We start from the raw sequence: 3,404 nt of genomic DNA, 5'->3' as shown, positions 1-3,404 counted from the left end.
CCGGCCGCGTGCCTTCAACGGCCCGCAGGAAGCGGCTTCGGTGCAGTCGCTCGACCGCGCGCTGCGCATCCTGGCGATCGTCGCGGACGCCAGCGGCTTGTCCTTGAGCGAGATCGCGGCGCGCAGCGGCATCGCCGCCTCAACGGCCTACCGCATGCTGACGACGCTGGAGAACCACGGCATGGTCGAGTTCGACTCGACCGACCAGCTCTGGTCGATCGGCGTCGAGACCTATCGCATGGGCGCCGCCTTCCTGCGCCGCCGCAAGCTGGTCGACCGCGCCCGCATCGTGATGCAGGAACTGATGGAAAAGACCGGCGAGACCGCCAATGTGGGCGTCGCCGAAGACGATTGCGTGGTTTTCGTCAGTCAGGTCGAGACGCATCAGGCGATCCGGGCCTTCTTCCGGCCGGGCACGCGCAGTTCCTTCCATGCGTCGGGTATCGGCAAGGCGGTGCTGGCGCATCTCGAGCCGGAGCGGGTCGCCGCCATCCTGCGCAAGGCCGGCCTGCAGCGCTTCACCGACAAGACGCTCTCCGACATCTCGGCGCTGGCTCATGATCTGGCGACCATCAAGCATCGCGGCTGGTCGGTCGACGACGAGGAACGCCATCCCGGCATGCGCTGCGTCGCCGCTGCCATCTTCAACGAGTTCGGCGAGCCGATCGGCGGCGTTTCCGTGTCCGGCCCGACGGTGCGGGTGACGCCGGAGCGCCTGGCCGAGATCGGTCCGCTGGTGCGCGAGGCCGCGGCCGAGGTGACGAAGATGATCGGCGGCGTGAAAGCCTACTGACTGCGACAGTTTTTGTTTGCGCATGACCCCGGCGTCATGCGCCGGGCAGCGCGCTCTTGGCCGCCATTCCGGGACGGCCAGACTAAACGTATCGCTGTACACCCTCGGCTGCATGGGCCCTGCCGTCTTGCCGCGGCGTTCGAATGCATGCGAAAGGGCGTGGATGCGGAAAACGGTTCAACTATTGCTCGCCGCTTCACTTTGCGGATGCGCCGCCACGACACCGGTGCCGGACTCGAACCGGCAGCGCGTCGATTCCATACCGATCTCGCTTGCCCTCGAGGAGATCATTACCGCCGGCGTCCGCCAGCACTTGAAGGGTCCAGTCTCGGCGAAGTTCGGGGCGATGCTTGCCGGTGAGCGGACGTTGAACGGCCGCCATGAGATCGTGGTTTGCGGCTTTGTCGACGACAAGCGCTCGGCCGGCGGCTCCAGCGACGGCAAAGCCTTCATTGCCAAGGTCTACCCGGATGCCGGAAACAGCTTCGAACTTGTCGCGATGAGCGGTGAAACGCCTAATGCCGGGCTTGCCGTTGCCGGCGCCTGCCGCAGCGCGGGATTGGCGATCGAGGCCAAGACTTCGTAGCACCAAACGAAAAAGGGGCCGCGAAGCCCCCTTTCCGGTTGCCGAGACGGTGGCTCTCCTCTGTTTTACGCAATTCCGGACGGAAAACCGCTATGCGCTTTTCCTGGAATTGCTCTCAGAGGCGGCAGTAATGCGGATAGCCGTCGTAGCCGATGTAGGTGTTCGAGCCCGGATCGTAGCTGGCATAGCGGGCCATGCAGCGGCGAACATGCCAGGAACCGTGGTAGCCATCCTCGACATAGACCGTCCGCGGCTGCTGAGCGAGCAGGTTGCCCAGGACGAAGCCGCCAACGCCGGCGGCGATGCCGATGCCGAGCTCGCGGCGGTGATGATGGTCGTGAGCGGCCGAAGGCTGGACGGTGCCGGCCAGCGTGCCGGCGGCAACAGAGGTGGCGATAAGGGTCGAAACGAGCGTGCCCTTGAACATGATGATCTCCTTGGTTTCCTGACCGAGGCGATCCATCCGCCTCTTGATCATCTGTCGTTGCAGCGCGGAAAAGGTTCGAAGTTTTTTTCTGATTTTTTTGAGTGGCCGGAAGCGGCTCAAATCTTTCGGAACTGCCCCTATCCTTGATCGAGGCGACCATTCGCCTCTGGCGATCAGTTGTGGCGGAGCGGCGGCAAAAGGTTCGATGGATTGGGTAAATAGTGGATGGTGAATAGCGAATGGTCCAGAAAACGCCGCCTTTCACCATTCACCATTCACTCCCCTCACCCCATTCCCGTGACGTGCCGCAGCCAGAAGGCGAGCACGATGAAGCCGATGATCGTGGTGACGCCCGTCCAGTCGATGTTGGCCTTCTTCAGATCGCTGACGGCCTTCATCAGGAGAAGCCAGGTCACGACGATGAGCGGCAGGATGATGACGAATCTGATCATGCGACACCCCGTTCGACGCGATTGCACCCGACAGAGATGTAGGAAGCGGCGCGCCTCTTTTCAGCATGCCGACTAAGCCAAGCGGTCCATTAGCAACCCAAAACGGAGTTTTGTCTTTACTGGCGCACGAAATGTGCTACCGGAGCGCCGTGCCCTTGTAGCTCAGCTGGTAGAGCAGCGGTTTTGTAAACCGAAGGTCGCGGGTTCGATCCCTGCCGGGGGCACCATCCTTCGCTCTGCCAGCTTTCGAAGCATCACTATATTCTGGCAATGCGCTATTTCCGGCAGGTGCTGCCATGTCGCGAACTCTGATCGTCATTGGCCTCAGCATAGTTGCCGCTGGCCTGCTGTGGCCATGGGTGACCAGGATCGGCCTCGGCAGGTTGCCCGGTGATATCGTGATCGAGCGCGAGAATTTCAGGCTCTACTTTCCCATCACCACGGGAATTCTGATCAGTGTCGTTCTCTCGACCATTCTGTGGCTGATCAACCGTCACTGAGTAGTTCGGCCGCAGCGCTTTGCTGAAAGCCCTCTACCCGCTCGCTCTTGATCTTCTATACGCCGATCGCAGCCACCAAGATCCGGTTCTGCCGCTTTATCGCCGCGCGCAGCTCCGGGATTTTCGCCTCGTCGCGCTTCACGAACTCGATGAACATCATGTTCATGTTGTTGAAGATCAACTCGCCCACCGCTGGGCCGTCGATGTCTGACCGCACCAGGCCGATCTCCTGCAGGCGGGCGATCAGCGCCCGGATCTGTTCTGTCAAGTCGCGGTCGAGCGCGGTATAGGCCTGGCCGAAAGGGCTGTCGGGCAATTGGGTCGAGATTGCCATCGCCTGCCGCCACATCTCCTTGCTCAGGTAATTGAGCGAGTGCCCGATATAGATGCCGATCAGCCTGTCGAGCGCGTCGCCGACATCGGCCGGCGGGCTGCAAACCACGCCTTGCCCGGCATTCAGCACCTCGTTGACCTCCATAGCGACGATGGCGCCGAGGATGTCACCCTTATTCTGGTAGTAATTGTAGATCGTGCCGATCGAGACCTCTGCCTGCGCAGCTATGGCCTCGATCTTGGCGCCTTCATAGCCGGCCTCACGGAAAAGCTCCGTCGCCGCATCGATGATGCGGCGGTGCCTCTCCCCCTT

Annotated in this window: 6 protein-coding genes and 1 tRNA gene; 4 read left to right on the top strand and 3 right to left on the bottom strand. The window is 62.0% G+C overall.

From position 1 onward, the window contains the following. Both bhcR and EOA75_RS30805 read left to right on the top strand, forming a co-directional pair. Positions 1-793 (top strand): HTH-type transcriptional regulator BhcR (bhcR, locus tag EOA75_RS30810; RefSeq protein ID WP_164747689.1); only part of this gene is annotated, 793 nt, incomplete at its 5' end. A gap of 163 nt (positions 794-956) precedes the next feature. Then, positions 957-1,379, top strand: coding sequence for a hypothetical protein (locus EOA75_RS30805; protein WP_127325920.1), 423 nt, complete (start codon positions 957-959; stop codon positions 1,377-1,379). A 115-nt stretch (positions 1,380-1,494) separates the two neighbouring features. Here the strand turns inward: EOA75_RS30805 and EOA75_RS30800 are convergent, their stop codons facing one another. Further along, positions 1,495-1,857 carry a BA14K family protein gene (locus tag EOA75_RS30800; RefSeq protein WP_245466788.1) on the bottom strand — a complete coding sequence of 121 codons (363 nt, stop codon included), beginning with the start codon at positions 1,855-1,857 and terminating at the stop codon, positions 1,495-1,497. Between the two features lie 233 nt (positions 1,858-2,090). Continuing rightward, positions 2,091-2,258 carry a hypothetical protein gene (locus tag EOA75_RS30795; RefSeq protein WP_082953745.1) on the bottom strand — a complete coding sequence of 56 codons (168 nt, stop codon included), beginning with the start codon at positions 2,256-2,258 and terminating at the stop codon, positions 2,091-2,093. A 151-nt stretch (positions 2,259-2,409) separates the two neighbouring features. Here EOA75_RS30795 and EOA75_RS30790 point away from each other — a divergent pair. Further along, a tRNA-Thr gene (locus EOA75_RS30790) sits at positions 2,410-2,485 on the top strand. A gap of 69 nt (positions 2,486-2,554) precedes the next feature. Beyond that, entirely contained in the window at positions 2,555-2,758 is a 204-nt protein-coding gene (locus EOA75_RS30785; protein WP_095828506.1) for a DUF2905 domain-containing protein, read from the top strand. A gap of 55 nt (positions 2,759-2,813) precedes the next feature. Here the strand turns inward: EOA75_RS30785 and EOA75_RS30780 are convergent. Beyond that, positions 2,814-3,404 (bottom strand): TetR/AcrR family transcriptional regulator (locus EOA75_RS30780; RefSeq protein ID WP_164747688.1); only part of this gene is annotated, 591 nt, incomplete at its 5' end.

Source organism: Mesorhizobium sp. M1A.F.Ca.IN.022.07.1.1, from assembly GCF_003997575.1.
Taxonomy (GTDB): domain Bacteria; phylum Pseudomonadota; class Alphaproteobacteria; order Rhizobiales; family Rhizobiaceae; genus Mesorhizobium.
This window is presented reverse-complemented; position numbering and strand designations above follow the sequence as displayed.